We start from the raw sequence: 26,799 nt of genomic DNA, 5'->3' as shown, positions 1-26,799 counted from the left end.
GATGTTGCGCGCGGTCCCCGGGGCTGTCAAGGACCGGTGCAGCGCAAAAGATGCTGCTGCCGCATAAAACCTCATTTGCCTAGCCGCGCTGTACAGAAACAAGGCAGCCGCGCTGCAGTGCGGCATGCACGGCTTGCACGTTTGTGTACAAACGGTATCGTCACGACGTCGAATTTCATATGCGCGCTTGGGAACAGGGATGATGCAGGCACCGATCCGCCTCACCGTCAACGGCGGGATCCACGAGGTCAGCGCGGCGCGCGACACGCCGCTGCTCTATGTGCTGCGCAACGATCTCGCGCTCAACGGCCCGAAATACGGTTGCGGCCTCGGTGAATGCGGCACCTGTACTGTCCTGATTGACGGCAGTGCCGCGCGCTCCTGCGTGATTCCCATCGGCGGCTGCGCCGGCCGCGACATCGTGACGCTCGAAGGGCTCGGCACCCGCGACGAGCCTGACGTGGTGCAGCAGGCCTTCATCGATGAGCAGGCCGCGCAATGCGGCTACTGCCTCAACGGCATGATCATGACCACCAAGGCGCTGCTCGCGATCAATCCGCAGCCGACCGAGCAGGAGGCGCTCGCCGCGCTGCGCTACAATCTCTGCCGCTGCGGCACGCATGTCGAAATTTTGCGCGCCGTGATGCGCGCCTCCGGCCAGCTCACCGAGGCCGCGGATTGATGGCCTCCCCTGTCTCGACCGGAGCTGAGCGGCCACCAGGTTCGCTCGTCGTCGTCCGCACCGTGGACGAGGTCACAACAGAGACCTTCGTCCGCATCACCGCGGACGGCTCGGTCACCGCATATAACGGCCATGTCGATCTCGGCACCGGCATCCGCACCGCGCTGGGCCAGATCGTCGCCGAAGAGTTAGATGTATCCTTTGCGCGCGTCGTGGTCGTGCTCGGCGACACCGCAGTGGTGCCGAACCAGGGCGCGACGATTGCCAGCGAAACCATCCAGATCACCGCGGTGCCCCTGCGCAAGGCCGCAGCGCAAGCGCGGCAGTTCCTGATCGCGCGCGCGGCGGAGCGGCTGGAGCTGCCTGGGGCTGAGCTGAAGATCGAGGACGGTCTCGTCCGCGGGCATAATCGCAGCGTCAGCTATGGGGAGTTGATCGGCGGCGAAGAGATCCGGCTCGAGCTTGCCGACGATATCGCCGTGAAGCCTGTCGGCGATTACGCCATCGTCGGCCAGTCGGTCCCGCGCGTCGACCTGCCCGCCAAGGCCACGGGCGAATTGACCTTCGTGCACGATATTCGCCTGCCCGGCATGCTGCACGGCCGCGTGGTGCGCCCGCCCTATGCCGGCGTCGATGCCGGCCCGTTCGTCGGCACCAGCCTGATCGGCATCGACGAATCCTCGGTGCGCGACATACCCGGCCTTGTCGCTGTCGTTCGCATCGGTGATTTCGTCGGCGTGGTTGCCGAGCGCGAGGAGAACGCGATGCGCGCGGCCGAGCAGCTCAAGGTGAGCTGGAAGCCGACGCCTGCTCTCACCGACCTCTCTGATGTCGAGACCGCGCTGCGCGCCAATCCGTCGACGCCCCGCACGCTGATCGACAAGGGCGACGTGGATGCCGCCATCGCTAGCGCGGCCAAGCCGATGCAACGCACTTACGTCTGGCCGTATCAGATGCACGCCTCGATCGGCCCCTCCTGCGCCGTCGCCGATGTCCAGGACGGCAACATCCGCGTCTGGTCGGGCACGCAGAATCCGCACGTGCTTCGCGCCGATCTCGCGTTACTGATCGAACGTCCAGAGAGCGAGATCGAGGTCATCCGCTTAGAGGCCGCCGGCTGCTACGGCCGCAATTGCGCCGATGACGTGAGCGCCGACGCGCTATTGCTATCGCGCGCAGTCGGCCGGCCCGTCCGTGTGCAGCTCACGCGCGAGCAGGAGCACGCCTGGGAGCCCAAGGGCACCGCGCAGCTCATCGACGTCAATGGCGGCCTCGACGCCAACGGCGGCATCGCCGGCTACGATCTCGCCACGCGCTATCCGTCGAATGCCGCGCCGACGCTCGCACTGCTGCTGACCGGTCGCATTCCATCCGAGCCTGCCGTGCTGCAGATGGGCGACCGCACCGCGATCCCGCCTTACGACTACGAAAATATGCGCGTGGTCGCCCACGACATGCCGCCGATCGTGCGCGCCTCCTGGTTTCGCGGCGTGTCGGCCTTGCCAAACACCTTTGCACATGAGTCCTACATCGACGAGGCCGCCACCGAGGCCGGCGTCGACCCGATCGAATACCGTCTGCGCTATCTGAAGGATCCGCGCGCGGTCGATCTCGTCAACGCAGTTGCCGAGCGCGCGGGCTGGAGGCCGCGTCCGGTCCGCGACGACAAGAACGGCGAGATCGTGCACGGGCGCGGCTTTGCCTATGCGCTGTATGTCCACAGCAAGTTTCCCGGTTACGGTGCGGCGTGGTCGGCCTGGATCGCCGACGTCGCGGTGAACAAGACCACCGGCCATGTCAGCGTGACGCGCGTCGTCGCCGGGCAGGATTCCGGCCTGATGATCAATCCGGACGGCGTGCGCCACCAGATCCACGGCAACGTCATCCAGTCCACCAGCCGCGCGTTGATGGAGGAGGTCTCGTTCGAGCGCGGCGCGGTGGCGGCGCGGGAATGGGGTGCCTATCCGATCATTCCCTTGCCTGATGTGCCCAAGATCGACGTCTTGATGCTGCCGCGGCAAGACCAGCCCCCGCTCGGCGTCGGCGAGTCCGCGTCGGTCCCGAGCGCTGCAGCGATTGCCAATGCGATCTTCGATGCCACCGGGGTGCGCTTCCGCGAGCCGCCGTTCACGCCAGAGCGCATCCTGAAGGGCCTGCATGGGGAAGCATCGCCCGTGTCGCAGGCCCTGCCCGCACCGGCTGCGCCAAAACCGCGTCGCATCCGGGAAAATCCCTTCGCCAAAAGTGCCGGTATTGTCGCAACGATCGCGGCCGTCTGCACTGCGGCGCTCGGCATCGGCGCGGCGCTGCTGCCCGGCCGCGTCATCGCGCCAATCGCGCGGCCCGACGCATCGGTCTACTCCGCCGCGACCATCGCGCGCGGCCGGCAGCTTGCGGCGCTCGGCAATTGCGCGGAGTGCCACACCAGCCTCAACGGCGCACTCAACGCCGGCGGCCGCGCGCTGGAGACGCCGTTCGGCACGATCTTCTCGACCAACATCACACCCGACGTCGAGACCGGTATCGGCGCCTGGTCCTATCCCGCCTTCGAGCGCGCGATGCGCGAGGGCTTGCATCGCGACGGACGGCAGCTCTATCCCGCCTTCCCCTACACGCATTTTGCGAGGACCAGCGACGCCGATATGCAGGCGCTCTATGCCTATCTGATGGCGCAACCGGCAGTGCGCGCGAAAGCGCCGGCGAACGAACTGGCCTTCCCGTTCAACCTCCGCCCACTGCTCGCCGGATGGAACGCGCTGTTCCATCACGCAAAAGAGTTCAAGCCCAATCCCGCCGCATCCGAGGCATGGAATCGCGGCGCCTATCTCGTCGAGAGCCTCGGCCATTGCAGCGGCTGCCATTCGCCACGCAACGCGCTCGGCGCCGAGCAGCGCAATGCCTATCTCGCCGGCGGGTTTGCCGAGGACTGGGAGGCGCCGCCGCTGACCTCGGTCTCGCACGCGCCGATCCCGTGGAGTGAGGACGAGCTGTTCGCGTACTTGCGCACCGGCCATTCCCGCTATCACGGTGTCGCTGCCGGTCCGATGGCGCCTGTTATCAGGGATCTCAAGGCCCTGCCCGACCACGACATCCGCGCGATGGCAGTCTATCTCAACTCGTTCAACGACACCGCGGCTGATGCGCCGGCACTCGCCGTAAAGCTCGAGGGCGCAACGCAAGTCACCGTGGCCTCGTCCCCCGGCGCGCGCCTTTATCAGGGCGCCTGCGCCGTTTGCCACGAGGTCGGCGGCCTGCCGCTGTTCGGCACCAGGCCCTCGCTCGCGCTCAACAGCAACCTGCACAGCGCGAAGCCGGACAATCTCGTCCAGGTCATCCTGCACGGCATCGCCGAGCCTGTGTCGAGCGACCTCGGCTACATGCCCGCATTCAGGAACAGCATGAGCGACGCACAGGTCGAAGAGCTCGTCAGCTTCCTGCGCGGGCAGTTTGCACCGCACAAGCCGGCCTGGACGGGCGTGCGGGAGACGATCGCACGTGTACGCGCTTCAACGCATTAGCCGTGCTTCTTCATCTCCACCGGCGGCGTGCCGTGGGTGTGGAAGGACTCGATCGTCTTCAAGCCCCAGGCCTGGCCCTTCTTGCGCTCTTCCTCGGTCCACACGATCGGCTTCCAGTCGGGCGCGAGGATGAGGCGCGCGCCGGCATTGGCGACCTCGACGCGGTTGCCGCCGGGCTCGTAGACATAGAGGAAGAAGGTCTGCTGGATCGCGTGCTTGTGCGGGCCGGTCTCGATGTGCACGCCGTTCTCGAGGAAGATGTCGGCGGCACGAAGGATCTCCTCGCGGCTGTCGAGCGCATAGGTGACGTGGTGGAAGCGGCCGGGCGTGCCGGAATGGTCGAGCGAATAGGCGAAGTCGTAGCTCTTGTTCGACATGGTCAGCCACATCGCCGCCTCACGCCCGTCGTTGAGCACGATCTGCTCGGTGAGGCGGCAGCCGAGATAATTTTCGAAGAATTCGCGGTTCGCCTTGATGTCGACGGCGAGGCAGTTGAGATGGTCGAGGCGGCGGACGTTGATGCCGCGCGCCGGAAAGCGCTGCGCCTGGTTCTTCAGCGCGGGCTTGAGCTCCGGCGGGGCCTGATACCATTCGGTCTCGTAATAGAGCTCGACGATATGGCCGTCGGGATCGCGGCAGCGGAAGGCCGGCCCCTGCCCCATGTCGCCCTCGATCCAGCCGATGTCGAACCCGGAGCCCTTCAGCGCAGCGACGCGGCGCTCCAGCGCCTGCTGACTGCGCGCGCGCAGCGCCATGTGCTCCATGCCTGAGGTCTTCGATGCCGTGAGCTTGAGCGAATAGCGCTCGTAATCGTCCCAGCCACGCAAGTACACCGACTCGCCCTTCTGCCCGCTCACTGTCATGCCCATGACGTCGACGAAGAACTTCAGGCTCTCGTCGGGCTTCGGCGTCAGCAGTTCCATGTGGCCGAGATGGGCGAGATCGAGGATCGGTTCGGGCTGCATGACGTCCTCCAGAGGTGGCTTGCGACCCGCTGCGCCGGATCGCGCGATCGGGCACAGAGCTGCAACGCGCTCGCGCCCGAGGGGTCATTTGTACTAATGTACAAATGATTAGGTCCCGTCAACAAATCAAACGGCGCGGTGCCGGTCGAAATCCGCCCCTCCCGATGACAAAGCCCACGGGACAGAGTGGCCGAATGGTAAAATCTTCCTTAAGCGCCTTTCAGCCGCGCTGGCGCTCAAAACCAGCATTTTTTCAGCCGATTCCGTCCGCAAATATGCGTTGGGAACAAAGCGAGGAGCCGAATTGTCGCGGATTTAACGAAGCGGGCGCACCGGCCATTTAACCGTTTGTCCAGCGACGGCCCAGCATAGTCCGGAGCAAATCCCTTGCTCTTGCCAGGTTCATTCATCGTGACATCCTTTGGACGCGTGATTTCGGTTCGCGGATCGCTCGCCCGGGTCGGGCTTTTGGCGGAAAGCCGCATGCCCATCTCGGAAGTTCGGGCGACCGTCGGCCGCTTCGTCAGCATTCGTTGCGCCGGCTCGGTCATCGTCGCCATGATCACCGAGGTCTCCTGCGAGAATCTGTCGAGCGCGGACAATTACATCGCCATCGCGTCGGTCGATCTGCTCGGCGAGATCCTCAACGCCGCCGACAAGGCCAAATTCCAGCGCGGCGTCACCAATTATCCGACCATCGGCGACGCGGTCGACCTGATCACCAGCCAGGAGCTGCGCACGATCTACGCGCCGACCGGCTCGGACCAGATCAATGTCGGCTTCCTCCAGCAGGACCGTTCCGTCGTCGCCTATGTCGATGTCGAGGAAATGCTCTCCAAGCATTTTGCGGTGCTGGGTTCGACGGGCGTCGGTAAGTCCACGGGCGTATCGCTGCTGCTCAACGAGATCCTGAAGGCGCGGCCGAACCTGCGCATCTTCCTGCTCGACGTCCACAACGAATATGGCCGCTGCTTCGGCGATCGTGCGCTGGTGCTGAATCCGCGGAACCTGAAGCTGCCATTCTGGCTGTTCAATTTCGAGGAGATCGTCGACGTGCTGTTCGGCGGCCGCGCCGGCGTGCCCGAAGAGCTCGACATCCTCGCCGAGGTGATCCCACTCGCCAAAGGCGTCTACACCCAATACCAGAACGCCGATCGCATCGGCCTCAAGCGCATCGATCCCAAGCAGATCGGCTACACCGTCGACACGCCGGTGCCGTATCGCCTCGTCGACCTGCTGTCGCTGATCGACGAGCGCATGGGCAAGCTCGAGAACCGCTCCTCGCGCATCATCTATCACAAGCTGATCTCGCGCATCGAGGCCGTCCGCAACGATCCGCGCTACGCCTTCATGTTCGACAACGCCAATGTCGGCGGTGACACCATGGCCGAGGTGATCAGCCATCTGTTCCGCCTGCCGGCCAACGGCAAGCCGATGACGGTGATGCAGCTCGCCGGCTTCCCGGCCGAGGTCATCGATTCCGTCGTGTCTGTGCTCTGCCGCATGGCCTTCGACTTCGGCCTGTGGAGCGACGGCGTTTCGCCGCTGCTGTTCGTCTGCGAAGAGGCGCACCGCTACGCCTCCGCCGACCGCAACATCGGCTTCGGCCCGACCCGCAAGGCGGTGTCGCGCATCGCCAAGGAGGGCCGCAAATACGGCGTCTATCTCGGCCTCATCACCCAGCGCCCGGCCGAGCTCGACGCCACCATCATCTCCCAGTGCAACACGCTGTTCACGATGCGTCTTGCGAACGACCGCGACCAGGCGCTGCTGCGCGCTGCTGTGTCGGATGCGGCCGCGAACTTGCTGTCCTTCGTACCCTCGCTCGGCACCCGCGAGGTGCTGGCGTTCGGCGAAGGTGTCGCGCTGCCGACGCGCCTGCGTTTCAAGGAGGTGCCGCCGCACCAATTGCCGCGCGGCGAAGCCACCATCTCGAGCGTGCCCTCCATGACCTCCGGTCACGACATGCATTTCGTCAGCGCCGTGCTCGAGCGCTGGCGCGGCGCCACCTCGCAGCGCGACGTGCCGAACGATCCGGTGTTCTCGGCCCCGCCCGCCAAGATGATGTCCAGCCTCGAAGCCCCGATGCTGCAACCGTCGATGGGCCTCGACCCCGACCGCTTCTCGCTGCTGAAGAAGCCGTTGCGGTAAGGCCTCACTCGATCTCCAGGTAAATTGTCATGCCCCGCGAGGCGGGTCATCCAGTACGCCGCAGCCTATCGGTAAAACCGCTCCCGTCACGAAGTACTGGATGCCCCGCTGCGCGGGCGATGACGTGCGTGGCGCGCACTGAGCACGTTGAGGCGGCCGCCCGCATCGACTATGTTTCCCGCCCCAAGCCGGAATCCACGCCAATGACAAAGACCGCAGCACAACGCTTCCCCGCACCCGCCCTCGACATGCTGCCCGAGGACATCCGCACGCGGCTCCTCGCCGTGCAGGAGAAGAGCGGCTTCGTGCCGAATGTGTTCCTGACGCTGGCCTACCGTCCCGACGAGTTCCGCGCCTTCTTCGCTTATCATGACGCGCTGATGGAGAAGGACAGCGGGCTCACCAAGGCCGAGCGCGAGATGATCGTGGTCGCGACCTCGGCCGCCAACGAGTGTCAGTATTGCGTGATCGCGCATGGCGCCATCCTGCGCATCCGCGCCAAGAATCCTTTGATTGCCGACCAGATCGCCGTGAACTACCGCAAGGCCGACATCACGCCGCGACAGAAGGCGATGCTCGATTTCGCGATGAAGGTGTCCGCCGACGCACAGCGCGTCTCGGAGGAGGATTTTGCCGTCCTCGCGCCCCACGGCTTCAGTGACGACGACATTTGGGACATCGCCGCCATCTCCGCCTTCTTCGCGCTCTCGAACCGCCTTGCCAACTTCACCGGCATGCGCCCCAACGAGGAGTTCTACCTGATGGGACGGCTGCCGAAGACGTGACTGACAAGACATGACCGAGCTGGACTGGCCCGAGATTCTGCTGCGCCTTGGCGTTGCGACGCTCGCCGGCGCCGCAATCGGGCTGGACCGGGACCTGCACGGCAAGCCGATCGGGCTGAAAACGCTCGGCATCGTCGGGCTTTCCACGGCGACCGTCGTGCTGCTCACGGTACAGTTCGCCGAGCCCGGCAAGATCAGTGATGCGGCGAGCCGCGTGATCCAGGGCATCCTCACCGGCATCGGCTTTCTCGGCGCCGGCGTCATCGTGCGCGAGGGCCACCGGTTCCGCGTCCATGGTTTGACCAGTGCGGCCTGCGCCTTCCTAGCCGCCTGCCTCGGCATCGCCTGCGGCGCCGGCGAATGGAAGATCGTCCTGGTCGCGCTGGTGATCGCGATCGTGCTGCTCACGGTCGGCCGGCCGGTCGAGCGCTGGCTGCACCGCCTGCTTGGTGGCAATGACAGTCACACGTAGGACGGAAGCGACGCCATAAATCTGATGCACGTGCAGATGCTGCTCGAGATCGCCGGGTTCCTTCCGTCGTTCACGTCCAAGCACGCTTGTGTTCGAAATCGCTATCATGGCGCTTTAGACCGTTGTTCGAGCGTGGCCTTTTCGACAAGCGATTGTCTCACCTTCCGCATCATGCACCGACATCCCGTTGGCGTAATCGCTTCGACGTACACGTGTCACATGCGCGTCGTCGGCCGCACTCGATAATCGCTCTCCGTTGCAAGCAACATCCGCGCAGATTGCGCAGCCAGCCTGGGGCGATCACATGAACAAGAAGATTCTCCTTTCCATGATTGCGGCGATGTCGCTCGCCACGTCGCTGGCCGGTGTTGCAACGCCTGTGCGTGCGGCCGACGACGACCGGGACCGCGACTTCGGCAATTTCCGCGATCGCGATCACGGTCGCGGCCATCATGGCCACAAGTCGAAGCAGGTCGTGCTGATCTCGCTCGACGGCGCCAAGCCCAATTTCATCCAGCAATTCATCGAGGAAGGCGTGTTGCCGCGTGACGGTGGCCTGGCGCGGCTGAGCCGCCACGGCGCGGTGGCACTGCAGAACGTGACGGCCTCGCCGTCGCTCACGGCGGTGTCGCATATCGAGATCGCCACCGGCTCGAACGCGGTGCACAATGACATCCCCTCGAACACGTTCCAGGCCGCCGTCGCGCCGATCACCTCGAGCATCAGCGGCTTCGCAGCCCCGATCGGCGGCTATCAGGAGAGTCCGCTCGGGCCTTCGCCGCACCCGACGGCCGAACCGCTGTGGGTGCAGCTCCGCCAGCAGGGCAAGAAAGTGGCCACCGCGACCTGGCCTGGCGGCGACGGCGCCGCCATCTCCATCAACGGCACCGTGGTGCAACCGGCGCAGCCGACGCGTGTGACCAACTACACCGTGCCGTTCGGCGCGTTCGGCGGTCTCTCCGCCCAGGGCTTCTCGCTGAGCCAATCCGACTTCGCGGCCGATGCGGGCGTCGTCGCAGGCCTCCAGGCAGCCGGCCATTTCTCCTTCAGTCCGGTGCTGGTGACGACCAACCCGATCGAGTCGTTCTCGTGCGCCTCGGCGCAGACCTCGACCTGCTCCAGCAATGCGGCGACGTTCGACATCAAATATTCGATCCGCGTTGCGGCGATCGACACCACCAACGACAACAAGGTGAACTACGACACGCTGGTGTTCTTCGACACCGCGCAGGGCATCAAAGCGGGGCCGTTCCACGCCCCCTCGACGGGACCTGCCTATGCCAAGTTCGGCGATGAGAACGCGCCGTTCTTCTTCGAGGGCAGCGGCGCCAAGGTCGGTGCCGCCTATTACGTCTCGCAACTGTCGCCCGATCTCTCCGTCGTGCGCTTCGCCCGCTATGGCGCCAACTACATCCCGCGCAACACGCCGGTGCTGGCCGATGTCGACGACATCAACAACAACATCGGCTTCTGGCGTCCGCAGGCCGATTTCCGCATTCCGGAGCGGCTGAGCCCCGGCTTCACCAATTTCTCCGACGTCGAGATCGAGGCGATGTTCGAGGACATGGTCAAGACCTTCGTGCGCTACCAGGCCGAGATCGGTGAGCGCGCGATCCAGAATCATCCCGACGCCGATCTCGTCATGGTCTATATCGAGCAGCCCGACGGATCGGAGCATCAGTTCCTGCTCACCGATCCGCGCCAGGGCACCAACCCGAAGGACCCGAACTCGATCGGCGCCGGCCAGGATCCTGACAAGGTCAAGCGCTACGCCTCCTACATCCGCTTCGCCTATCAGGTCGCCGACAAGGCGGTGAAGAAGATCGCCGATGCGGCGGGCTCCGACAGCAACGTCATCGTGGTGTCCGACCACGGCTTCGCCCCGTTCCACACATCAGTCAGCATGACCAACATCCTGAAGAACGCCGGCATCGACACTACCAAGCTGGCGATCCGGACCTCGGGTCCGGCGGTCAACATCTACGTCAACCTCCAGAACCGCGAACAGGGCGGCACCGTCGATCTCGCGACCTACAAGGCGCTGGTCGCGCAGATCGCGGACGCAGTGAAGAACGCGGTCGATCCCAATCCGAAGTTCAACTATTCGCTCGACAGCGGACGCATCTTCAACGTGGTCGAGACGCGCCCGCTGCAATGCAACGCCGGAACCGGGCTGTGCACCAGCAAGACCATCGGCCAGGATTTCGGCGATGTGTTCGCGCTGATGGCGCCGGGCTACAATTTCGACGGCATCCAGAGCCCCGGCGTCGCGCGCCTCGGCGACGCGGCGTTCAACGCGGCAACGACCACGCTGTCGATGCCGAATTTCTACGGCGCGCACGGCCATGATCCCGAGCTGCCGGTGATGAGCGCGACCTTCATCGCCGCAGGTCCGGACATCCGCAAGACGACGATGCGGCGCATGCGCAATCTCGACGTGGCGCCGACCATCATGCAGATCCTCGGCGTCCGGCCGCACCAGGTCGACGGCGAGGTGCTGCGCGAGATCCTGCGCTGAAGCAGGCCGCATCACCTTCGAGCTCAGCAGATGGGCGCCGACCCGGCGCTCATCGGCATCCTTCTTGGCGCCGTGCCGCTTACGTCTTCCGCCGCAGGCTCCAGAGCGTTCCGGCGCCCAGGACGGCGGTCACGAGCAGAATGGCGACGAACGTCTGGATGATGGTGAAGTTGAGCGCATCGCGCGCGACGAACAGCGCGGTGATGGCGCCGGCCGCGACAAAGAGGATACGAAAGATCAAGCTCATGGCCACGTCTCCAGGTCAGCACGACCTGAGGTCAGCACGACCTGGAGCCCGGGCCCTCGACATCGGGGCACAGCACGCCATAGGCGATCATGCAAGGCGGACTCTAGCTGGCCGCCACGACGCGGATTTGCGGCAGATCAAGCCTGCCCCGAAGCGTATGCCGCTACTGCTTCGCCATCAGCTCGAGCGCGGGCGCAAAGCGCTCGGCAAACGTCAACGACTTGGCGTGGTGGACCGCAGCGAACGACGCCGAGATCCCTGCTGAAGCAACCGCGAGCAAGGCAACTACTAGAACCAGACGGCGCATGTTCGCCTCCTGTGTGAGCTCGACCAGCCCACAGAGATGAGACCGCTCTGTTTCAGGACTGTTTCATGGTCGCGGAAAATGATTTCGCTCAAGCGGCTGTGATCGGACCCGTCTTATCGGGCCGCGTGCGGTAACCAACTAACAAGTGTTGCTGCTGTCGTGCGGCGAGCGCCGACCGTGCCGGGAATTTTGCACCCGCGGTCGCGATCGCGAAAGACAGGGCGACCGCGACAGCCACCTTTTGCTGGATGCGGGGTTATCGAGGAATTGCGCAGATGAAAATCGTCGTCCGAAAGCTCAATGGCCTGTGGCACCTCGTCTTCGGATCGAGCCAGATCCGAACGCCCTTCCTGGACACCCAGGAGCGCGCGCTGGTCGTCACTTACGCCCGACGCGCCTATCCCGGCGCTAAGATTTTCCAGCGCGATTGATGCGGGAGAGCGCGCCTAATCATCCTCCGCCGGTCCGCACCAGCCGGGCAGATAGATCGCGTCCTTGCTCTTGGCGGATGACATCGCCTTCTCGAGCGCCTTGTCGAAATTGGCGTCCACCGCCTTGCGCGACAGCTTCCGGCGCAGAAAGTCGGCCCACAGGAATTCCGAGAACGGCGTGGTGTCCTTGGCGAAGCCGCCCATGCGGCGGAGCTCGCCGGCAAGGCTGCGGAACGGGTCGTCCTTGAGATCGGCGACCGATTTCGGCAAATCGCGGAACGGACGCCGCTCGCCCTTGGCGTCGTAGGGATAGACCCAGCGCTTGTTGTCCATCACGCCCCAGAACGCCTCGCGCTCGACCATCCGAAGGTCGCCGACGACAGTCACCAGCACCTCCTTGATGCCCTCGTCATGCAGCGCGCGGCCGAGATGATGATGATCGATCACGTAGTAGCGCAGGTCCGGCCCGTAGACGACCGGGATCATGTGCGTGCCGAGCAGATCGGACTGCTTCTTCTTGCCATGCTCGCGCCAGCGCTTGCGCTTCTCCTTGACCTCGCGCATGCCGACCGTCATCTGGGTCGGCCGCAGCGACAGGATCGGCACCGGATGAACTCTCGGCTCGCGCGCGTTGGTGGTGGTCATGGTCGAAGATCCCTCGCATTGTTCGTAACCGGTGGTCCCGGTTCCCGGATTATGACACGGGCCCGACAGCGGCAAAATGCATTCGGTTCCGCCAGCGGGATCACAAGCCGACGTATACGGCAATAACGCCGTGGCCATTGCTGCAGCGCAACCCGCACCTTCCTGACTCAGGCATGACAGCGCTCGGCGACAGCGTCGCGCGGGAATAGTGCGAACACACAATGCACGTGCGCGTTGAGAAGATTTTCTGCAACGTCTTCACCACGTATGCTATCTAAAAATCGCTGCTTCGGAGTTGATCCTCACACATGAAGACCCAGCGGCCCATAAGCTCTGATGGCGAGCACCGGGTGCTCCAGTTCAGGCCGCGCAATTCGCCCTCCCCGACGGTCCACCGGGGCAGCGGTACCGTGCAGCCGCTCCGCGTTCCGCCCGAGCCGCTCGACCTGTCCCGCTATGAGCAGCCCCGAACCGAGCCGGACGATTTCCGCCACCGCATGCTCGCTAACATCGCGGCCCTCGCCTTCACGGTCGCGCTGACCGCGATCGGGATCTGGCTTGCCGTAAGCATCGCCGACATCAGGCGGACCCAGGATTGCGTGCTCATGGGCCGCCGCGACTGCGTCAAGATCACGACGCCGCACATCTAGGGCCCATCCCGCTGCCGGTCCCCCGGCCGAAACCGCTTCGGGAAGCATCCCCAATCCTGTCGGAGAGGCCTGTCCGGCTCCATTGAACTCAGGGCGGCGCTCCGATATACGGGCTTTCGACCCGGCCAGAGGGGGGTTTGAGGGCGTCATCTGGGGCGCGATGCCCGCCCACCGCGCCACTCTGGAAATCTGACAAATATCAGCAATATATCAAAGGCTTAGTGATGTCTTCCACATTCGATCAGGTCGCCACGATCATCGCTGAAACCTGCGACATCCCGCGCGACACGATCACGCCGGATAGCCATGCCATCGACGATCTCGGCATCGACAGCCTCGATTTCCTGGACATCGCGTTTGCGATCGACAAGCAGTTCGGCATCAAGTTGCCTCTGGAAAAGTGGACCCAGGAGGTCAACGACGGCAAGGCGACCACCGAACAGTATTTCGTGCTGAAGAATCTGTGCGCCCGCATCGACGAACTGGTTGCGGCCAAGGGCGCGAGCGCCTAAGCGCGCGGTCATGCAACTCGAATACTTCCACATGATCGATCGGATCGTCGACCTCAATGTCGACGAGAAGAAGATCGTCGTCGAGGCTCAGGTCCCCAAGGAAAGCACCATCTTCGAGGGGCATTTCCCGGGCTATCCGCTGATGCCTGGCGTGCTGCTGATCGAATCGATGGCGCAGGCCTCGGGCTGGCTTCAGCTCGGCGTGCTCAAGTTCGAGCGCATGCCGATCCTGGCCGCCGTCAAGGAGGCCAAGGTCCGCGGCTCGGTGTTCCCCGGCGACCTCATGAGCATCGAGGCGACGCTGGCCCATGAGGGGTCGGGCTACGCCATGACCGAGGCCAAGATCAGGGTCGGCGGCAAGCTGCGCGCGAACTCGACGCTCACTTTCACGCAGATTCCCTTCCCCAACGCGGATATGCGCGGCTACATGGATTCGTTCGCCAAGCGCATCGGCTTTCCGCAACAGGCCGTATCGCCATGACTGAGACTGCTTCGAAGCCCGGCCAGACGGAAGTCTGGATCACCGGCATTGGGCTTGCCACCTCGCTCGGCGAGGGCTTGGACGCCAACTGGGCCGCGCTTCAGGAGCGGCGCATCAATGTCGACGAGAAGGGCTTTGCGCCCTACATCGTGCATCCCCTGATGCCGGTTAGCTTCGACAGCCAGATCCCGAAGAAGGGCGACCAACGCCAGATGGAAGCCTGGCAGCGAATCGGCACCTACGCTGCCGGCCTTGCGCTCGACTCCGCGGGCATCAAGGGCAACAAGGACATCCTGGCCAAGATCGACATGGTGGTGGCAGCCGGCGGCGGCGAGCGCGATCTCAACGTCGACACCGGCGTGCTCTCGGCGGAGGCCAAGGGGGCGAACGCGCCTGGCTTCCTCAACGAACGCCTGATGAGCGATTTGCGCCCGACGCTGTTCCTCGCGCAGCTCTCGAACCTGCTCGCCGGCAACATCGCCATCGTGCACGGCTTGGGCGGCACCTCGCGCACTTTTATGGGCGAAGAGGTCGCGGGCGCAGATGCGGCCCGCATTGCGCTTGCGCGCATCGCCTCGGGCGAGAGCGACATTGCGCTGGTCGGCGGCTCGCACAATGGCGAGCGCAAGGACCTGCTGGTCCTCTACGAATTCGGCGACTTCAATCTGAAGGACAAGTTCGCCCCCGTGTGGGCGCGCAAGGACCGCGCCGGCTTCGCGCTCGGCTCGGCCGGTGCCTTTCTGGTGCTGGAATCGAAGGCGCATGCGGAAGCGCGCGGCGCAAAGCCTTTCGCAAAATTGTCGAGCGTCGTTGCCGACCTCGCCCGGCGCAAGCAACCCGGCGACATAGCCGCAACCTTGGAGAAGCTTTGGCAAAAGCTGCCGAAGCGCGAGGGCAAGGGCGCGATCATCTCGGGCGCGACCGGCGCCGAGCCCGCCACCAGCGAGGAGCGCGGCTTCCTGAAGAACCACGCCGACTTCCCGGTGCGCTCGACCGGCACGATGTTCGGCCACACCATGGAAACGCAATTCCCGCTCGGCATCGCGCTCGCCGCGCTGTCGATCTCGCGCGGCGCGCTGTTCCCGCCGAACGATTCGACGGGGACCGAGATTGAAATGCAGGGGGCGCCCACCCAGATTGTGGTGGTGGGAGCCGGACATTGGCGCGGCGAAGGCATGGCGCTGGTCGAGGCGGTGAGCTGAAGCGCGTTCGCGCTTTGGCTGGATCACGCTCTAGCAGATCGGGGGATCGACATGACTGCACCACGCGACAAACTCGGGCGTCCCGTCGTCGTCGTCACCGGCATGGGCATCATGACCTCGCTCGGCGCCGGCAAGGCCGACAATTGGGCCAAGCTCGTCGCCGGTGAATCCGGCATCCGCACCATCACGCGCTTTCCGATCGAGGGCCTGAAGACCACGATGGCCGGCACCGTCGATTTCGTCAGCGTCGATCCGTTCTCCTCCACCGCCCTGTCCGAGCGGATGGCCGAGATCGTGACGGAGGAAGCGCTCGAGCAGGCCGGCATCGGCGCCAAGGCTGATTTTCCGGGTCCACTCTTCCTCGCCGTTGCGCCGGTCGAGGTCGAATGGCCTCAGCGCCGCGAGCTCGGCCGCGCCGTCGGCGCGCTGGACTTAACCTATGACGATTTGCTGCGCATCTCCGGCGGCGGCAAGTACAGCGCCTATCACCACCGCTTCATGTTCGGCTCGGTCGCAGCCCACCTCGCCGAGACCTTCGGCACCAAGGGCTCGCCGATCTCGCTGTCGACGGCGTGCGCATCCGGCGCCACCTCGATCCAGCTCGGCGTCGAGGCGATCCGCCGCGGCGAGACCGACGCTGCGCTGTGCGTCGCGACCGACGGCACCGTGAATCCGGAAGCGCTGGTGCGCTTCTCGCTGCTCTCGGCGCTGTCGACCCAGAACGATCCGCCGCAGGCGGCCTCCCGCCCCTTCTCCAAGAACCGCGACGGCTTCGTCATGGCCGAAGGCGCCGGGGCGCTCGTGCTGGAAAGCTATGAAGCGGCCACTGCGCGCGGCGCAAACATCCTCGGCGTGATCGCCGGCTGCGGCGAGCTCACCGACTCGTTCCACCGCACCCGCTCCTCGCCCGATGGCAAGCCGATCATCGGCTGCATGAACAAGACCCTGGCCGATGCCGGCATGACGCCGGACCAGATCGACCACATCAACGCGCACGGCACCGCGACGCCCGAGAACGACAAGATGGAGTTCAACACGACATCGGCCGTATTCGGCGATCTCGCGCAGAAGATCCCGGTCACCTCCAACAAGTCGATGGTCGGCCACACCATCTCGGCCGCGGGCGCGGTCGAAGCGATCTTCTCGCTGCTCACGCTTGAGCATCAGCGCATCCCGCCGACGATCAACTACGAGACGCCCGATCCCACGATCCTGTTCGACGTCGTCGGCAACAAGGCGCGCGATGCCCGCGTCACCGCGGTGATGTCGAATTCGTTCGGCTTCGGTGGCCAGAACGCCTCGCTGATCCTGACGCGCGAACCGGCCTGACCGGACGCATGGCGCTACTTCCTGCGAGCACGAGGGCCCGCGCGCGGGAGGCTGCCAAATCGGTCAGCGGCAGCCTGATCGGGGCTGCCACCGTCGGCATGCTGCGCACCACGCGCTATTTCGATCCGGTCAAGACCTCGGACTTCTTCGCGCGCGTGACCAAGCTGATCGGGCCGCGCCTGCGCGAGCATCGCATCGGCCGCGCCAACCTCACCGCGGCGTTTCCCGAGAAATCGCCGGAGGAGATCGAACGGATCCTGATGGGGGTCTGGGACAATCTCGGCCGCGTCGGCGCCGAATTCGCCCATATGGACCACGTCTGGGACTACGACCGCGCGCATCCGGAAAAGAGCCGGATCGAGATTCCCCAACGCAGCATCGAGCTGTTCGACCAGATCCGTGACGACGGCAAGCCCGCGCTGATCTTCGCCGCGCATCTGGCCAATTGGGAATTGCCGGCGCTCGCCGCCGTCGCGCACGGCCTTGACGCTGCGATCCTCTACCGCCGCCCGAACATCGCCTCTGCCGATCGCATCATCCAGGAGATGCGCCAGGTCAACATGGGCACGCTGATCCCGGCGGGCCGCGACGCCCCTTTGCGGCTGGGTCAGGCGCTGAAAGAGGGCAAGCACGTCGCGATGCTGATCGACCAGTATCTGACCGGCGGCGTCGAGGTCACCTTCTTCGGCCGCAAGACCCGCGCCAACCCGACGCTGGCCCGCCTGCTCCGCCAGGTCGAATGCCCCATCCACGGCGTCCGCATCATCCGCCTGCCCGGAGGCCGTTTTCGCGGCGAGCTGACGGAAGAAGTCCAGCCGGTGCGCGACGCCGACGGCAAAATCGACATCCAGGGCACGATGCAGGCAGTCACCAGCGTGGTGGAGAGCTGGGTGCGCGAGCATCCCGAGCAGTGGCTGTGGCTGCATCGAAGGTGGCGGTAGATGCGGCGTCATTGCGAGGAGCGAAGCGATCAAGCGATCCAGAGCGTCTCCGCCGAGAGGTTCTGAATTGCTTCGCTTGGCTTGCAATGACAGGTACGGCCCCTCTACCGTCCCGTCTTCACCTTGGTCCAGAGCCGGTTGATGATGCGCTGGGTCGCCGGCTCGCGCGCCGTGATGACGAACAGTTTTGAGAGCGTCGCCTCGTCCGGATAGATGTTCTTGTCGTTGAGGATCTTCGGATCGATCAGCTTCTGGCTGGCGAGGTTGCCGTTGGCGTAGGACAGGAAGTCCGAGTTCTTGGCGGCCACGTCCGGGCGGTAGAGATAGTTGATCAGCTCGTAGGCTTCGTTGACGTTCTTGGCGTCGGCGGGGATCGCGAGATTGTCGAAGAACATCTGCGCGCCCTCCTTCGGAATGGTGTAGCCGATCTCGACGCCGCTCTTGGCCTCAGTGGCGCGGGCGCGGGCCTGCATGATGTCGCCGGACCAGCCGACCACGAAGCAGATCTCGCCGGTCGCGAGCGCGCTCAGATATTCGGACGAGTGGAATTTTCGTACCGACGGGCGAACCTTGGCGACGGCGTCGGCGGCCTTCTCGAGGTCCGCCTGCTTGGTGGAGTTCGGATCGAGCCCGAGATAGTTCAGCGCCGCCGGAAAGATGTCGTCGGCGGAGTCGAGCATGTGCACGCCGCAGTCCTTGAACTTGGCGAGGTTCTCCGGCTTGAAGACGATGTCCCAGCTGTCGACCTTCGCGTCGGGTCCGAGGATCTGCTTCACCTTGGCGACGTTGTAGCCGATGCCCGTCGTGCCCCACATGTAATTCGCGGCATAGAGGTTGCCGGGGTCGTAAGTGGCGAGGCGCTGCGTCACCACGGGCCAGGCGTTGGACAGGTTCGGCAGCTTCGCCTTGTCGAGCTTCTGAAAGATGTTGGCCTTGATCTGGCGCTGCAGGAAATAGGCCGTGGGCACCACGACGTCATAGCCGGACTTGCCGGCCATCAGGCGCGTCTCCAGCGTCTCGTTGGCGTCGAAGGTGTCGTAGACCACCTTGATGCCGGTCTCCTTGGTGAAGGCCTCCAAAACATCCGGCGCCATGTAGTTGGACCAGTTGTAGAAGTTGACGACCCGCTCGTCGGCCCCGGCGGCGGCGCAGAGCAACGTCAGCGCCGCGGCGATCGCAAGACCCAGGCCAAAGCGCGAGCGGCCGACATTCGTCATCTCTGTTTACCTCTTGCGTCCACGCACCGCGTCCGACAACCGTTCTAGCGCGATATCGAGCGTCTGGTCCTTCTTGGCAAAGCAGAAGCGCACCACCGAAGTCACCGGGTCCTGCTCGTAGAACGCCGAGACCGGGATCGCCGCGACCTTGTAGTCCTTCACGATCCGCCAGCAGAACTCGGTGTCGCTCTCGTTGAGCCCGAGCGGCGACAGGTCGACCGTGAGGAAGTAGGTGCCTTGCGACTTCAGCACGGGGAAGCCAAGACTCTCGAGGCCCTTGGTCAGACGGTCCCTGCTCCGCGTCAAATCCTTGCGCATCGACAGGAAGTAGTCGTCGGGCTTGCCGAGGCCGTAGGCGACTGCGGCCTGCAGGTTCGGCGCGGTGGTGAAGGTCAGGAACTGGTGCACCTTGGCGGCGACGCGCAAGAGCGGTGGCGCGGCGCAGACGAAGCCGATCTTCCAGCCGGTCAGCGAGAAGATCTTGCCGGCCGAGCCGACCTTGATGGTGCGCTCGCGCATGCCGGGAATGGTGATCAGCGGGATGTGCTTGTGCTCGTCGAAGGTGACGTGCTCCCAGACCTCGTCGCAGATCGCGATGACATCGAACTTCTGGCAATAGCGCGCGAGCAGCTCGAGGTCCTCGCGCGGATAGACCACCGCGGACGGATTCAGGGGATTGTTGAACAGCACCGCCTTGGTCTTTGAATTGAAGACGCTCTTCAGCATGTCCTCATTCAGCCGCCAATGCGGCGGCTCCAGGCGAACCAGGCGCGGAATGCCGCCGGCCTGGCGGATGATCGGCAAATAGGAATCGTAGACCGGCTGGAAGCAGACCACCTCGTCGCCGGGCTGGACCACCGCGAGGATCGCCGAGGTCAAAGCCTCCGTGCCGCCGGAAGTCACCATCACCTCGCTCATCGGGTCGAGCTTGAGGCCGTGCCAGTGGCCGTAATGGGTCGCGATCGCCTGGCGCAGCTCCGGCAAGCCCATCATCGACGGATACTGGTTGTAGCCGTTGAGCGAGGCCTCGGCCGCGGCGCGGCGGATGTCCTCGGGGCCGGGATCGTCAGGAAAGCCCTGGCCGAGATTGATGGCGGCATTGTCGCGCGCGGCCTGCGACATCGCCTCGAAGATGGTGACGGGAAGGTCGGCGAAGACCTTGTTCAGGGACGAGCTTTTGGTCATCTTGCTAGACATTGGGGCCGATCAGCCACCGACCTTGCTGGGAAGCCCCGCCGCCTTCCAACCGAGCATGCCGCCGGCCAGATGTTTGTCGTAAGGCAGGCCCGCCGCCTGCGCCGCCAGCGAGGCCGTGACCGAACGCTTGCCCGAGCGGCAGGCGAACACGACCTCTTTGCCTTGCGGATCGGGGATCGCCTTGGGATCGAAGGTCGAGAGCGGCACGACGACGCCGTAGGGATAGGCCTCGGCCTGCACCTCGTTCGGCTCGCGCACGTCGACGAGGAGATAGCGGCCTTCCGCGACACCCTTGGAGACCTCGTCAGGGGTCAGGTCCTGTACTTGATTTGCCACATCATCCTCCAACGTCGCGGGGTCCTTGCCGGGGCGATCCCGGCGCGCGGCAACCTCGCCTCTCGGAAGACGAAAATCAAGCGCTACAAAGGCTTGAGCTGCCTTGCGCAAGTTAAGGCTAAATCGCAGCGACTTGAAGTGCGGCTTTGGTTCGCCTGCCTAGATGGTCACCTGCGTGCCAACCTCGACGACGCGCCCCGAGGGGATCTGGAAATAGTCGGTGGCATCGTTCGCCGAACGGCTGAGTGAGATGAACAGCCGGTCCTGCCAGCGCGGCATGCCGGAATGAGCGGCGGGCTTCAGTGCCCGGCGCGACAGGAAGAACGAGGTCGACATGATGTCGAACTGCCAGCCGAGCTTGCGGGCGATGGCGAGAGCCTTCGGCACGTTCGGCGATTCCATGAAGCCGAACTTCAGCGTCACCTTGGAGAAGGTCGGTGAGATCTGCTCCAGCCTCACCCGCTCGGTCGGATCAATGCGCGGCGTCTGCGCGGTCTCGATGGTGAGAATGACGTTCTTCTCGTGCAGCACCTTGTAGTGCTTCAGACTATGCATCAGCGCGGTCGGCGCACTGAGCGGGTCCGAGGTCAGGAACACGGCGGTGCCGGGCACGCGCTGCGGCGGCCGCTTCTCCAGCATCGCGACGAGGTCGGCGAGCGGGAACTCGAGCTTGCGCGACTTCTCGAACAGCAGGCGGCTGCCGCGCCGCCATGTGTACATCAGCAGGATCATGAGCGAGCCGAGCGCCAGCGGCACCCATCCGCCCTCGAATACCTTCAGCAAATTGGCGGCAAGGAAGGTGAAGTCGAGGAACAGGAACGGGAGGATCAGCGCCGCGGCGGCGACCGGCGACCAGCGCCAGGCCTTCCAGACCACGACAAAGCCCATCATTCCTGTGACGACCATGGTGCCGGTCACGGCGATGCCGTAGGCGGAGGCCAGCGCGCTGGAGGAGCGGAACAGGAGCACCATCAGGATCACCGCGACCAGCAGCAGCTGGTTGATGCGCGGGATGAAGATCTGGCCGGAATGGGCCTCGGACGTATGGCGAATTTCGAAGCGCGGCAGCAGCCCGAGCTGGATCGCCTGGCGCGTCAGCGAATAGGCACCAGTGATGACGGCCTGGCTCGCGATCACGGTCGCCATGGTCGCCAGTACGACCATGCTGCCGCGCAGCCAGCCTTGCGGAAACAGCTGGAAGAAGGGGCTCACGATCGCGCCGGGGTCATCGAGGACGAGCGCGCCCTGCCCCAGATAGTTCAGCGCCAGCGACGGCAGCACGATGAACAGCCAGGCGGTTTGGATCGGCCGCTTGCCGAAATGGCCGAGGTCGGCGTAGAGCGCCTCGGCGCCGGTCACCGCCAGGAACACCGCGCCCAGCGTGACGAAACCGATGATGCCATGGTGGAGCATGAAGGAGACCGCATAGAGCGGGTTCAGCGCGAACAGGATCTGCGGCTGCCGGATGATCGGGCCGATCGCCGCGATCGCAATCACGGCAAACCAGACGCACATCACAGGACCAAAGAACGCCGCAACGCGCGCAGTCCCGCGCGATTGCACGGCGAACAGGCAGACCAGGATCACCACCGTGAGCGGAACGATATAGGGCTCGAAGGTCAGCGTGACGTCCTTCATGCCTTCGATCGCCGACAGCACCGACACCGCCGGGGTGATCACGGCATCGCCGTAGAACAGCGCGCCCGAGATGATGCCGAGCAGGACGATGGTGGCCCCACCGGTGCCCACCGCGCGCTGGGCCAGCGCCATCAGCGCCAGCGTGCCGCCCTCGCCGTTGTTGTCGGCGCGCAGCAGGATCACGACGTATTTGAGCGTCACCACGACGATCAGCGCCCACAGGATAAGGGAGACCACGCCGAGCACGGCGGCGGTCGTCGGCGCTCCTTCCGCGCCCGCGGCCACCGTCACCGCCTCGCGGAACGCGTAGAGCGGGCTGGTGCCGATGTCGCCATAGACGACGCCGATGCTGCCGAGCGTCAGCGCGCCGAAACCCGCGGTGGTGTGGGCGTCGCCATGCCCGTTGGCCGCCGCCGTTGCCGGGGCGGGAACTGCTACGTCGCTTGTCATGGGAGAGCCCGATGGCCTCTAAAAAAATGCTTCACTGCACAATGGCGGAAGAGCGCGCGGCTTATAGTCCTGCGCTGCCGGCATAGCCTAGCCCGATTTTGGGCCCTTGCCATGCGAAATTCGCATGAGTTCAGCAGTTGCGTTTTCAAATAGTCACTTGGGTTCCGACTTCAACCACCCGCCCTGTGGGAATCTGGAAATAGTCGGTGGCGTCGTTTGCGGACCGGCTGAGGGCAATGAACAGATGGTCCTGCCACAGCGGCATGCCGGACTGTGCGGACGCCTTGAGCGACCTTCGTGACACGAAGAACGATGTCGACATGATGTCGAACTGCCAGCCCTGCTTGCGCGCAATCGCCAGCGCCTTCGGCACGTTCGGCTGCTCCATAAAGCCGAAGCGCAGGCGAACCTTGGAGAACTTGTCGCTGATCTTCTCCATGCGGAAGCGCTCGGAGAGATCGACTCGCGGCGTATGCGCGGTCTCGATGGTCAAGATAACGTTGTGCTCGTGCAGCACCTTGTTGTGCTTGAGATTGTGCAGCAGCGCGGTCGGCACGAAGGCGGGATCGCTGGTCAGGAACACCGCGGTGCCCTTGACGATGTGCGGCGGCCGCTTCTCCAGGCTGCGGATCAGGTCGTCGAGCGGCACCTCGATCCGGCGCGTCTTCTGGATCAGGATGCCCGAGCCCTTCCGCCAGGTCCAGATCGTGCCTGCCATGGCCGCGCCGAACAGCAGCGGCACCCACGCGCCTTCGAGCAGCTTGAGCAGGTTGGCGCTGAAGAAGGTCATGTCGACCATGACGAAGGGCAGGATCACGACTGCGGCGGTCGCGGCGCGCCAGTTCCACAGCTTCCAGATCACGACGAAGCCCATGATGCCGTCGGCCACCATGGTGGTGGAGACCGCGATGCCGTAGGCCGAAGCGAGATTGCTGGGCGTGTGGAACAGCAGGACCAGTAGCATCACGCCGATCAGCAGCAGCCGGTTCACCCGCGGCAGATAGATCTGGCCGGCGTGTGTCTCGGAGGTGTAGCGCACCTCGAAGCGCGGCAGCAGGCCGAGCTGCACCGCCTGATAGACCAGCGAATAGGCACCGGTGATCACCGCCTGGCTCGCGATCACCGTGGCCGCGGTCGCAAGGCCAACCAGCGGCAGCACGAGGTTCTCGGGCACCATGCGATAGAAGGAGTGCTCGATCGCGCTGGGATCGGACAGCACCAAGGCGCCTTGTCCGAAATAGTTGATCAACAGCGAGGGCAGCACGAAGAACATCCAGGCCGACTGGATCGGCTTGCGGCCGAAATGGCCGAGGTCGGCATAGAGCGCCTCGCCGCCGGTGACCGCGAGGAACACCGCGCCCAGCGTGACGAGGCCAATCGTGCCGTGCGACAACAGGAATTGCAACGCGTAATAGGGATTGATCGCCGCCAGCACCGACGGATCGTCGGCGATGTGGACGGCGCCCATCACCGCAAGGCAGGCGAACCAGACCACCATCACCGGTCCGAACGCCGAAGCCACCAGCGCGGTGCCCTTGCTCTGCACCGCGAACAGCAGCGCCAGGATCAGGACGGTAAGCGGCACGACGTAATGCTCGAACGCCGGCGTTGCGAGCTTCAGTCCGTCAACCGCCGACAGCACCGAGATCGCCGGCGTGATCATGGAATCGCCGATGAACATGGACGCGCCGACCACGCCCAGCGCGAGCAGGAACCAGCTTCGCCGCCCCAGCGCGCGCTGGCCCAGTGCCATCAGCGAGAGCGTGCCGCCCTCCCCGTTATTGTCGGCGCGCAGCAGCAGCAGGACGTATTTGGCCGTGACGACGATCAGCAGCGCCCACAGGATCAGCGAGAGCACGCCGAGCACGATGACCCGCGAGACCGGCTCGCCACCGGCCGCGCCCCTGACAGCCTCGTGAAATGCGTAAAGCGGCGAAGTGCCGATATCGCCGAAGACGACGCCGATGCTCCCGAGCGTGAGGGCCCAAAAGCCTGTTGTGACCTGCCCTTCCTGAGCCTCGGTCGATGTAATGCTCGCCGCCATGAGGGTGGAAAACGCTTCTTCCCTGGAATTGATCCGGCGCCTTTTGACGCTTCCTGCGCCCCTGTCAATTGGCACAACATAGCAGGCGCAGCGGCAGATGCCGTGACGGCGCAGCGCGCGGTCGCCTGCGCGACGAGATGCCTCAGGTAAGATGGTAGCGCAAGGGTCTTATTGTTTGGGCGTGATCTTCGCGGGAAACCGCTGCCCACCTTGCCCTAAGGCTTCAGATTCGGCGGCAGCGGCGGATCTTCGCGCATCAATGTGATGGTCACACGTCGGTTGGCCGCAAGCGAGGGATCGTCCGGAAACAGCGGCTGGGTGTCCGCCTTGCCGGAGACGGCGAAGATGTGGGACGGCGGCAGGCCCTCGCGCTCGAGGATCTGGCGCACGGCATTGGCGCGGTCGGCCGACAGGTCGAAGGCGCCGTAGTCGCTGCGGGTCGGCACGAATCCGGCCGCGGTGTGGCCGGCGATGGAGACGCGCAGCGGCGTCGCCTTGAGCGGGATCGCGAGCTTCTCGATCAGGCGGCGGGTGCGGTCGTACGGCATCTTGGAGCCATCGGCGAACATCGAGCGGCCGTCCTGGTCGACGATCTCGAGGTTGAGGCCCTGCTTGGTCTCCTCGAACATGATGTGCTTGGACATCTCGGTCAGTTCCGGCATGTCCTGCAAGGCCTGGCGCAGCGAGGCCGCGGCGAGTGCGAAATTGCGGTCGACCTTGATCTTCGCACCGGACGTCTTGTCGCGGTCCTCCTGGTCAGGCGTCGGCGTGTTGGAGGCGTCCTCGGGCTGGATGTGGTCGACGTTCTTCAGCCGCGGACGCGTCGGCAGGCCGTCGGATTCGACGATGCCGGCGTAGCGCGCTTCGCTCTGCACGCCGAAGGCGTCGCGCATCGAGCCTGCGACGATCTTCAGCTTGTTGGCGTCCTGCGTCGAGAACGCGACGAGCATCACGAAGAAGCTCATCATCAGGCCCATCAGGTCGGCGAAGGTCACGAACCAGCCGTGACCGCCGCCGTGAGCATCGCCGCGCTTCTTCTTGGCCATCTCGCAAAATCCCGGCGGGCGGCGTTACGCCGGCACCGGCTCGCCTTCGGCGTGGCGATGCTTCTCCGGCAGGTAGGCCAGCAGCATTTCGCGCACGAGCGTCGGGCTCTTGGAGTCGCGAATCATCAGGATGCCGTCGATGATCAGCGTGCGATTGGTCTCTTCATCCAGCAGCTTGCCGTGCAGCTTGTCGGCGATCGGCAGACAGAACAGGTTGGCGACGAGCGCGCCGTAGAGCGTCGCGAGCAGCGCTGTCGCCATGAACGGGCCGAGCTTGGAAGGGTCGGTCATGTTGGCGAACATCTGCACCATGCCGATCAGGGTGCCGATCATGCCGAAGGCCGGGGCGCAGTCGCCGATGGCGCGGTAGATCTTGCTGCCCTCGTCGAGGTGCATCAGGAAGTTGTCGCGGTCGCGCTCGAGATTGTCACGGATGAAGTCGAGGTCGTACCCGTCGGCGACGTAGCGGATGCCCTTGGCCAGGAAGGGCTCGTCAGTCTCGACCTTTTCGAGGCCGACCGGGCCCTGCTTGCGGGCGATCTCGGCGATGCGGGCGAGCTCGTCGACGAGGTCGTGGGCCGACAGGCGGCTCATGGTGAAGGCGAACTTGGCGCCGAGCGGAAGGCCGTGCAGGAGCGCCGAGAGCGGAAAGCGGATCATGGTGGCGGAGATCGAGCCGCCGAAGATGATGATCATCGCATGTTCGGAGACGAACATGTGCAGGTCGCCGCCCATGAGGATCATCGCGGTGATGACGATGATGCCGGCCGTGAGCCCAACGCCCGTCATGATATCCATGGGAGACTCCAACGCGTGCGCAACAACGGCCGTCCTGGCCGATGGCGCGGCCCAACCCCGAACCGCATCCGAAACCCTAGAGCGCCGCCCTTAAAGCCGCGTAAAGGTTAAGTTGAGCCGGCCCTGCGGACCGGCGCAGCGCGCTGATGGCCGCCAGCTTTGCCGGCTGCCGACAGGAATTTCAACGAATTGCTAACCATATAAGGCTGCACCGGAATGACATTTCTGCTGCGGCCC

Annotated in this window: 24 protein-coding genes; 13 read left to right on the top strand and 11 right to left on the bottom strand. The window is 64.8% G+C overall.

The features are described from left to right. Positions 1-199 precede the first annotated feature (199 nt). Entirely contained in the window at positions 200-682 is a 483-nt protein-coding gene (locus AC5V87_RS17395) for a (2Fe-2S)-binding protein (protein ID WP_495371668.1), read from the top strand. After that, positions 682-4,200 (top strand): molybdopterin cofactor-binding domain-containing protein, encoded by a 3,519-nt coding sequence (locus AC5V87_RS17390; protein ID WP_495371667.1) that lies wholly within the window; start codon positions 682-684, stop codon positions 4,198-4,200. Before AC5V87_RS17395 ends, AC5V87_RS17390 begins: the two co-directional genes overlap by 1 nt. Here AC5V87_RS17390 and AC5V87_RS17385 read toward each other — a convergent pair. Continuing rightward, a complete protein-coding gene (locus AC5V87_RS17385) occupies positions 4,197-5,165 on the bottom strand; it encodes a catechol 2,3-dioxygenase (RefSeq protein WP_495371666.1) in 969 nt (322 codons plus the stop codon). The two genes, AC5V87_RS17390 and AC5V87_RS17385, sit on opposite strands and share 4 nt — an antisense overlap. Positions 5,166-5,576: 411 nt before the next feature. Here AC5V87_RS17385 and AC5V87_RS17380 point away from each other — a divergent pair, with 411 nt between their 5' ends. The 4 genes from AC5V87_RS17380 to AC5V87_RS17365 all read left to right on the top strand — a co-directional run bounded on the left by AC5V87_RS17380 (position 5,577) and on the right by AC5V87_RS17365 (position 11,091). After that, positions 5,577-7,316, top strand: a complete 1,740-nt coding sequence (locus AC5V87_RS17380) for an ATP-binding protein (protein ID WP_495371665.1) — start codon at positions 5,577-5,579, stop codon at positions 7,314-7,316. A gap of 203 nt (positions 7,317-7,519) precedes the next feature. Further along, positions 7,520-8,101, top strand: a complete 582-nt coding sequence (locus AC5V87_RS17375; RefSeq protein ID WP_456839030.1) for a peroxidase-related enzyme — start codon at positions 7,520-7,522, stop codon at positions 8,099-8,101. A 10-nt stretch (positions 8,102-8,111) separates the two neighbouring features. Continuing rightward, complete coding sequence (locus AC5V87_RS17370; protein ID WP_456839031.1) at positions 8,112-8,573, top strand: MgtC/SapB family protein; 462 nt, start codon at positions 8,112-8,114, stop codon at positions 8,571-8,573. A gap of 304 nt (positions 8,574-8,877) precedes the next feature. Next, a complete protein-coding gene (locus tag AC5V87_RS17365) occupies positions 8,878-11,091 on the top strand; it encodes an alkaline phosphatase family protein (RefSeq protein WP_495371664.1) in 2,214 nt (737 codons plus the stop codon). Positions 11,092-11,170: 79 nt separating this feature from the next. Here the strand turns inward: AC5V87_RS17365 and AC5V87_RS17360 are convergent, their stop codons facing one another. Continuing rightward, on the bottom strand, positions 11,171-11,338 hold the full coding sequence (locus AC5V87_RS17360; protein WP_495371663.1) for a hypothetical protein: 168 nt from the start codon (positions 11,336-11,338) through the stop codon (positions 11,171-11,173). A 163-nt stretch (positions 11,339-11,501) separates the two neighbouring features. After that, entirely contained in the window at positions 11,502-11,645 is a 144-nt protein-coding gene (locus tag AC5V87_RS17355; RefSeq protein ID WP_456839034.1) for a hypothetical protein, read from the bottom strand. Between the two features lie 275 nt (positions 11,646-11,920). Here AC5V87_RS17355 and AC5V87_RS17350 point away from each other — a divergent pair, with 275 nt between their 5' ends. Further along, on the top strand, positions 11,921-12,076 hold the full coding sequence (locus tag AC5V87_RS17350) for a hypothetical protein (RefSeq protein ID WP_495371662.1): 156 nt from the start codon (positions 11,921-11,923) through the stop codon (positions 12,074-12,076). A gap of 15 nt (positions 12,077-12,091) precedes the next feature. Here AC5V87_RS17350 and AC5V87_RS17345 read toward each other — a convergent pair whose 3' ends face one another. Beyond that, positions 12,092-12,721 carry a ParB-like protein gene (locus AC5V87_RS17345; RefSeq protein WP_456839036.1) on the bottom strand — a complete coding sequence of 210 codons (630 nt, stop codon included), beginning with the start codon at positions 12,719-12,721 and terminating at the stop codon, positions 12,092-12,094. A 308-nt stretch (positions 12,722-13,029) separates the two neighbouring features. On the opposite strand from AC5V87_RS17345, the gene AC5V87_RS17340 reads away from it, so the two are divergent. From AC5V87_RS17340 to AC5V87_RS17315, 6 genes are all read left to right on the top strand, one after another. Beyond that, positions 13,030-13,371: a hypothetical protein gene (locus AC5V87_RS17340; RefSeq protein ID WP_495371661.1), complete on the top strand. Its 342-nt coding sequence runs from the start codon at positions 13,030-13,032 to the stop codon at positions 13,369-13,371. Between the two features lie 224 nt (positions 13,372-13,595). Beyond that, positions 13,596-13,883, top strand: a complete 288-nt coding sequence (locus AC5V87_RS17335) for an acyl carrier protein (protein WP_007592476.1) — start codon at positions 13,596-13,598, stop codon at positions 13,881-13,883. Positions 13,884-13,893: 10 nt separating this feature from the next. Beyond that, positions 13,894-14,364, top strand: a complete 471-nt coding sequence (locus tag AC5V87_RS17330) for a 3-hydroxyacyl-ACP dehydratase FabZ family protein (protein WP_200468413.1) — start codon at positions 13,894-13,896, stop codon at positions 14,362-14,364. Continuing rightward, positions 14,361-15,566 carry a beta-ketoacyl-ACP synthase gene (locus AC5V87_RS17325; RefSeq protein ID WP_495371660.1) on the top strand — a complete coding sequence of 402 codons (1,206 nt, stop codon included), beginning with the start codon at positions 14,361-14,363 and terminating at the stop codon, positions 15,564-15,566. The genes AC5V87_RS17330 and AC5V87_RS17325 overlap by 4 nt, the downstream gene beginning before the upstream one ends. A gap of 51 nt (positions 15,567-15,617) precedes the next feature. Beyond that, positions 15,618-16,895: a beta-ketoacyl-ACP synthase gene (locus AC5V87_RS17320; protein ID WP_495371659.1), complete on the top strand. Its 1,278-nt coding sequence runs from the start codon at positions 15,618-15,620 to the stop codon at positions 16,893-16,895. A gap of 8 nt (positions 16,896-16,903) precedes the next feature. Then, a complete protein-coding gene (locus tag AC5V87_RS17315; protein WP_495371658.1) occupies positions 16,904-17,836 on the top strand; it encodes a lipid A biosynthesis lauroyl acyltransferase in 933 nt (310 codons plus the stop codon). A gap of 104 nt (positions 17,837-17,940) precedes the next feature. Here AC5V87_RS17315 and AC5V87_RS17310 read toward each other — a convergent pair whose 3' ends face one another. The 7 genes from AC5V87_RS17310 to AC5V87_RS17280 form a co-directional block, all read right to left on the bottom strand. Then, complete coding sequence (locus AC5V87_RS17310) at positions 17,941-19,053, bottom strand: polyamine ABC transporter substrate-binding protein (protein WP_456839041.1); 1,113 nt, start codon at positions 19,051-19,053, stop codon at positions 17,941-17,943. Positions 19,054-19,059: 6 nt separating this feature from the next. Next, positions 19,060-20,238, bottom strand: coding sequence for an aminotransferase (locus AC5V87_RS17305; RefSeq protein ID WP_495371908.1), 1,179 nt, complete (start codon positions 20,236-20,238; stop codon positions 19,060-19,062). Positions 20,239-20,259: 21 nt separating this feature from the next. Next, a complete protein-coding gene (locus AC5V87_RS17300) occupies positions 20,260-20,586 on the bottom strand; it encodes a rhodanese-like domain-containing protein (RefSeq protein WP_027571677.1) in 327 nt (108 codons plus the stop codon). A 159-nt stretch (positions 20,587-20,745) separates the two neighbouring features. Next, complete coding sequence (locus tag AC5V87_RS17295; RefSeq protein WP_495371657.1) at positions 20,746-22,674, bottom strand: potassium transporter Kup; 1,929 nt, start codon at positions 22,672-22,674, stop codon at positions 20,746-20,748. Between the two features lie 145 nt (positions 22,675-22,819). Beyond that, positions 22,820-24,718 (bottom strand): potassium transporter Kup, encoded by a 1,899-nt coding sequence (locus AC5V87_RS17290; RefSeq protein ID WP_456839043.1) that lies wholly within the window; start codon positions 24,716-24,718, stop codon positions 22,820-22,822. 215 nt (positions 24,719-24,933) lie between these two features. Beyond that, the gene (locus tag AC5V87_RS17285; RefSeq protein WP_456839044.1) at positions 24,934-25,764 is read right to left on the bottom strand and encodes a flagellar motor protein MotB; all 831 of its coding nucleotides are present in this window, start codon (positions 25,762-25,764) and stop codon (positions 24,934-24,936) included. 24 nt (positions 25,765-25,788) lie between these two features. Further along, positions 25,789-26,562: a motility protein A gene (locus tag AC5V87_RS17280; protein WP_456839045.1), complete on the bottom strand. Its 774-nt coding sequence runs from the start codon at positions 26,560-26,562 to the stop codon at positions 25,789-25,791. Positions 26,563-26,799 lie beyond the last annotated feature (237 nt).

The organism is Bradyrhizobium sp. SOJA106 (assembly GCF_059448745.1).
This window is presented reverse-complemented; position numbering and strand designations above follow the sequence as displayed.